The 5,594-nt window shown below is 70.3% G+C and carries 9 protein-coding genes and 1 pseudogene; all 10 read left to right on the forward strand.

What is annotated here, in order from left to right:
* Nucleotides 1-322, forward strand: a pseudogene (locus JM949_RS32930) (DNA cytosine methyltransferase); the annotation flags it as partial.
* A gap of 56 nt (nt 323-378) precedes the next feature.
* Nucleotides 379-627 carry a hypothetical protein gene (locus JM949_RS32935; RefSeq protein WP_203151965.1) on the forward strand — a complete coding sequence of 83 codons (249 nt, stop codon included), beginning with the start codon at nt 379-381 and terminating at the stop codon, nt 625-627.
* A gap of 47 nt (nt 628-674) precedes the next feature.
* Entirely contained in the window at nt 675-1,544 is an 870-nt protein-coding gene (locus tag JM949_RS32940; RefSeq protein ID WP_203151966.1) for an endonuclease VII domain-containing protein, read from the forward strand.
* Nucleotides 1,545-1,546: 2 nt separating this feature from the next.
* Nucleotides 1,547-2,566: a tyrosine-type recombinase/integrase gene (locus tag JM949_RS32945; protein WP_203151967.1), complete on the forward strand. Its 1,020-nt coding sequence runs from the start codon at nt 1,547-1,549 to the stop codon at nt 2,564-2,566.
* A gap of 44 nt (nt 2,567-2,610) precedes the next feature.
* A complete protein-coding gene (locus JM949_RS32950) occupies nt 2,611-2,784 on the forward strand; it encodes a hypothetical protein (RefSeq protein ID WP_203151968.1) in 174 nt (57 codons plus the stop codon).
* A 104-nt stretch (nt 2,785-2,888) separates the two neighbouring features.
* Entirely contained in the window at nt 2,889-3,833 is a 945-nt protein-coding gene (locus JM949_RS32955; RefSeq protein WP_203151969.1) for a hypothetical protein, read from the forward strand.
* A complete protein-coding gene (locus JM949_RS32960) occupies nt 3,830-4,045 on the forward strand; it encodes a hypothetical protein (RefSeq protein ID WP_203151970.1) in 216 nt (71 codons plus the stop codon). The genes JM949_RS32955 and JM949_RS32960 overlap by 4 nt, the downstream gene beginning before the upstream one ends.
* Before the next feature lie 218 nt (nt 4,046-4,263).
* The gene (locus JM949_RS32965; RefSeq protein WP_203151971.1) at nt 4,264-4,590 is read left to right on the forward strand and encodes an HNH endonuclease; all 327 of its coding nucleotides are present in this window, start codon (nt 4,264-4,266) and stop codon (nt 4,588-4,590) included.
* 177 nt (nt 4,591-4,767) lie between these two features.
* Nucleotides 4,768-5,175 (forward strand): phage terminase small subunit, encoded by a 408-nt coding sequence (locus JM949_RS32970; protein WP_238434319.1) that lies wholly within the window; start codon nt 4,768-4,770, stop codon nt 5,173-5,175.
* Between the two features lie 184 nt (nt 5,176-5,359).
* Nucleotides 5,360-5,594: hypothetical protein (locus tag JM949_RS32975; RefSeq protein WP_203151973.1), on the forward strand; the 235-nt coding region annotated here is incomplete at its 3' end.

Consider the following 5,594-nt stretch of genomic DNA (forward strand, 5'->3'; position numbering starts at 1 on the left):
CATCGTGCTCTGCGGGGAGATGTTCGGCCTCCGGACCATCCGCCACCGGCGCTTCGAGCCGTCGCCCGGCCTGACCCTGGTCGCACCGCGGCACGAGCGCCACAAGCGCCGGACCGCGCACAGCCGGCGCCGCGAGATGTGGGAGCGGGGCTACCACGCGTCGTTCACCGGCGACATCGGCACATACGCCGGCCCCGAGGGCATGGGCATCGACTGGATGACCGGCAACGGACTGTCCGAGGCGATCCCGCCCGCCTACACCCGCTACGTCGGGGAGCAGATCATGGCCCACCTCGGCGCCCGGCATTCGGTCGCCGCATGACCGGCCATGCCCACAGAAGCAGTGCTGTGTGCCCACGGATCGATCAAGGAGAAGACGTGAAGCCATTCGTCGGATTGCCTGTCGCCGAGGCCGCCACGTGCGCGTACTCCGCCGACCTCGACCAGCCTGCGTGCGGCCAACCGACCACCGTGCACGTCCTCGGTTGGGCCGAGGGGTGGGGCTGGGTCGTGCTCAACACCTGCGCCGGCCACCTCGACATCGCCAAGGCCGGCTGCGCCGTGATCGGTGGCGAGCATCCAGCCGCCGGGTGCTCCGGCGAGCACCACGTGCCAGAGAGCCAGTAGCGCACCCGATAACTCCCAGATAAGGGTGAGATCAATTAGGAGGAACAGTGATCGCGGTCGATGAGACGAAGCGGTGCCGGCAGTGCGGCAAGCATCGCGATCGCGGGGACTTCGTCTCCGATGGTCCCGGTGCCCGCTGCGGCCCGTGCCGACACCGGGACCGGGAGAGGCAGAGGGTCGTCGAGGGCGGCGTCAGCCGGATCCGCGAGCGCAGCCTCTGGAGCTTCTACCGCATCACGCCAGAGCAGTACGACGCGATGCGCGTTGCTCAGGGCCACCGGTGCGCGATCTGCCGCAGGCACGAGGACGAACTGCCGGTAGGACGGACCGGACGCCCACGTCTCGACGGCTCGCCGCCGGCCGAGGCGTTCCGGTTGGTGGTCGACCACTGCCACGACACGAAGGTGGTTCGCGGGCTGCTCTGCGTCGCCTGCAACTCGGCGATCGGGCAGATGCGGGATTCGGTCGACGTCCTCGCCGCCGCGATCCGCTACCTGAATCGCGATAACGGACATTCCCACGAACCAGAAAGAGAGATCGACATGCTCCGCCGACGCGTAACCGCCACCGTCCGATGCACCAAGTCTGGCTGCGGCGAAACGGCCCACTACGAGTACGACTCGCAGCGCGACCGCCGGGAAGCCGACAGATGGCGCAAGGACCACCCCTGGCGCTGCTACCGCCACACCAACGAAGACGAGGTGCTGTCCGCGACCAACGCGGAACGAACCACCGTGCTCACCGCCGTGAAGGTCGACTACGGCCACGGGCCCCTGCCTGGCCTCTCCTGGCGCGCCGAGGGCGCATCCTCAGGCGGCGGGCTGGTCAGCGGCCCCGGCTTCAAGGCCATCGCCAGCGACCTGCCTGAGGGCGCACGGCTGATCGTGACCGCCCGCATCGAGCTGCCCGAGGCGTAGCCGTGACCGACCTGACCCCCACCGGCCGCGCGCCGGCAGCCCGGGACACCGAACTGTCGGCCGCCGCCTGGGACCTCATCGACGAAGCCACCCCCGCCACCACCCGCCGCGCCTACCGCGAGGAATGGGCCCGCTTCACCACCTGGTGCACCCACCAGCAACGCACCCCGCTGCCCGCCACCGCGCAGACGCTCGCCGAGTACGCCGCCCACCTTGCCGGCCGGGAACTCGCCCCGTCGTCCATCGGCAAGGCCATGGCCGCCATCACCAAGGCCCACGTCACCGCCAACCACGGCGAACCCGACCGGCGCGGAGCCCGGGAAGTCCTGCGCGGCTACCGCAAGCGGTACGCCAAAGCAGGCGGCACCACCAAGCGGGCACCCGCGCTCACCCTCACCGCCCTGCAAGCCATGGTCGCCACCCTCGACCCCGACACCCTCGTCGGGGTCCGCGACCGGGCCGTCATCGTCCTCGGCTTCGCCATGGGCGCACGCCGCTCCGAGATCGCCGCCCTCAACCTCACCGACCTCGAACCCCACGCCGAAGGACTTCAGGTGACTGTGCGCCTGTCCAAGACCGACAAGGAGGGCCGGGGACGCATCGTCGCCGTGCCCTACGGGTCCAACGTCGCCACCTGCCCCGTGCGGTCGGTCGAGCAGTGGCGCACCGCCCTCGCCCACCACGGCCGCGACACAGGCCCGCTGTTCGTGCGTGTCGACCGGCACGGCCGCCTCGGGCACGTCGCCACCGGGCGCGGCGACACCGACGGGCGGATCACCGGCGAGACGGTGGCCGCGATCGTCCGCCGTGCCGCCGTCGCCGCCGGACTTGACGCCGGGGCCGCGTTCTCCGGGCACTCACTGCGGCGCGGGTTCGCCACCGCCGCCTACGCCGCCCCCGACGCCGACCTGGTGCGCATCGCCCGGCACGGCGGCTGGAAGGAGGGCTCGGCTGCCCTGTTCGGCTACCTCGAAGAGGTCGACCGGTGGCGGAAGAACCCCGCTTCCGGGATCGGCCTGTGACCACCACCGCGCCGCGCTGAGCGGCCCAACGGAAGGACAACACCATGGGCGCCGAATACACCAGCACTGGCCGCGACCGGGGCATCTGCGCCGTCTGCGGCCGGGAGTACGAGATCACCAAGAAGGGGCTGGTGCGGCTCCACCGTCGCGTCATCGCCTCGCGCGGTGCCGTCAAGACGGCAGGCTGCCGAGGCGGTGGAGAGCCGCCCAGGGCCTGAGACGCCGGTGGCCCCAGGACTTCGCCGGTCCCGGGGCCACCACCAGCACCCCTGTAGGGCGCCTCACGCACCGGCCAGCCTACAGATCCGGGGGGACCTGCCCGATGTACCAGCACCTTTGCATCGCCGAGCACTGCGGCATCCCGACCCAGCACACCGACACCTGCCCCGGCGAGGGCTGCCGTGGTTGCCTGCCCCGCCTGGCCGCCGACGGGTTGCGCCTGTGCGACGTGGACACCCGCCGCATCGCTGAGGACGCCTGCACCGCCGCCGTGCTGTACGAAGACCTGGCGCTGACGTTGATCCGCAAGGGGCGGGGTGGTGAGCGGGTCGCCTCGTCTGGTTCGGGCGCTCCGGTGCCTGACGACGCGGTGATGGAGGCGCGGGAGGCGATCCGAGCGACGCTGGTGAGCCTGTGCCGCTTGATCGCCGAGGAAAGGGGCTCTCATTTGCCCGCTGACGCGATAACAGCCCTCGGCGCATACATCGCCCACCATGCGGTGTGGTTGGCCGCTCACAGGGCCGCTGACGAGCACGCGCGGGATCTGCGGGACATCGCCTCCGATCCGCGCACCCGACGCCTCGCCTACCCGGCCGGCACCGACCGGCTGTACATCGGCGACTGCCCGCTACTGGTGCGCGACCTCGACGGCGTGGAGAGCATCTGCGGTACCCGGCTGTACCAGTACGCCGGCCAACTGTTCATCGGCTGCGACGGCTGCGGCACCGACGAGACGGTCGAGTGGTGGCAGCGCGAGCTGGTCGGTGACGCCGGCACGGTGGTGGACGCGTACGCGGGAGCAGCCGACCTGGCCATGCGTCACGCCCGACCGGTCGACCCGGCGCTGATCCGCAAGTGGGCGTCGCTGGGTAAGCCCCGCATCGAGCGTCTGCCTCGGGGGTTCATCGGCCCGCCCCGTGGCGTGGTCGTGGTGGGCAAGGGCAAGGACGAGCGGGGCCGGACGTTGTATGACCTGGGTGACCTGCGGTTGTACGCCCACCTGCTGTGGGGCGAGAAGACTGCGGTCGTGGCGAGCGTGGCAGCGTGAACGCCGCGACGTTCGGCCGATGGTGCTTCTCGGCGGGTTGGGTTCTCATGGCGGCAATGTCGGCGGCGTGGCGACTGACGAACTGGCCTGACTGGATCGGTGTTCCGGCCGTGCTGCTCGTCAGCCTTGGTAGCTATCGCATCATCGACTGGCTCGCGCGGCGGTGGCCAGCGCGCCAGCTTGACACTGATCGTTCACACCCCGATTCTTAGGGTGGCTGAAATGCGATAGCGCCACACGACTCCGAAGCCCCGCCAGTGCCCCTGTGCCGGCGGGGCTTCGTCGTACCCGGTGGGGGGAACGCGGGCAGGTCGGTTGCGGCGACTGGCCTGCCCGCACCGCACCATCGCTCTCGCCCGCGCTGCCCCAACCTCACACGCGGCTCACAGCGGCACGCATCAACCCGAGGCAGACCAGCGGCGAGGTGAGCATGGCCAAGCGGACCTGCCTCGACTGCGGCGCGCTGACCAACGGCACCAGGTGCATCGCCTGCCAGCGGCCACGAGAGCGCGCCGCACTGCGGACCAAGCGGGAACGTAGACCGCGGACCAGCTACGCCGAGGACAAGCGCAGGGCTGCGGCCGTGGCAGCACACCGACGGGAGCAGGGCGACTGGTGCCCCGGCTGGAAGCGTGACCCACACAAGGCGACGGACCTGACCGCTGACCACATCGACGCTGTTGCCGCAGGTGGCAGCGAGGGTGGAGAGCTTCAGGTGTTGTGCCGATCGTGCAACAGCGCGAAGGGCGCACGGTAGCCAGTCACGTAGCGTGACCCTCGTGATGTTACCGAGGGTGACGAGCGGGCCCAGAAAAATCTGATCATGCGAAGACCTGGACCACTGGGGCAGGTCGCTCGCTTTCTGTACGGTTCCCACGTTCGCCAGCGCGTCACCTAGCGTGATCGGTGACGGAGAGTGTTGCGGAGGGTGATGATGCCTCAGCCTCCGAAGCATGATCCGGTGCGCCGCAACTCCCGTGTCGGCCCGGTGATGCTGCCGGCGAAGGGCCGCGAAGGTGACCCGCCAACGTGGCCGCTACCTGGGCGGATGTCTCCGGCCGAGCGTGAGGCGTGGGCGCAGTTGTGGGCGACGCCGCAGGCGGTGGCGTGGGAGCAGATGGGCTGGACGCGCACTGTCGCCCGTTACTGCCGGGTGATGGTGGCCTCGGAGAAGCCCGACGCGTCGGCGGCGATGCTGGCGCAGGTGACCGCGCTGGAAGACCGCCTCGGTCTGACGCCGAAGTCGATGCGCCTGCTGCTGTGGCAGATCGCGGTTGACGAGGTGGCGCAGAAGCGGGAGCAGTCCGAGGGTGCCCGGGGGCGGATCAAGGCGGTGGGCTGATGGCGTACATGGAGATCCGACGCGTTGGCCGCTGGCGGTACGCCCTTGCGTACTTCCCGGTCGACGGAGGGTGGATCGCGTTGAAAGGTCCGACTGTGTTGGGCCGGCGGCGTGCCCATCGGCGTGCGGCGCGGGACCTGCGCCGATTGCGGCGACACCTTGATGTTGTCGAGGTCGTCGGCTGATGCCATGGAAGGGGCCGACCGAGGACCAGCACTGGCCCACCCTCGGGTACGACGTCGGCGAGTGGATCGAAGAGAACGTCGTCATCCCCGACGGCTACCGAATGGGTGAGCCGTACCGGCTGACCGACGAGATGTGGACGTTCCTCATCCACTACTACCGGCTGTACCCGCACGCCGGGCCGTGGCCGGCACCGGACGCCCTGCGGTTTACCGGCGGGCAGCTGCGCCGGTCGC

It is taken from the genome of Micromonospora tarensis (genome assembly GCF_016803395.1).
In the GTDB taxonomy this organism is placed as follows: Bacteria; Actinomycetota; Actinomycetes; order Mycobacteriales; family Micromonosporaceae; genus Micromonospora; species Micromonospora tarensis.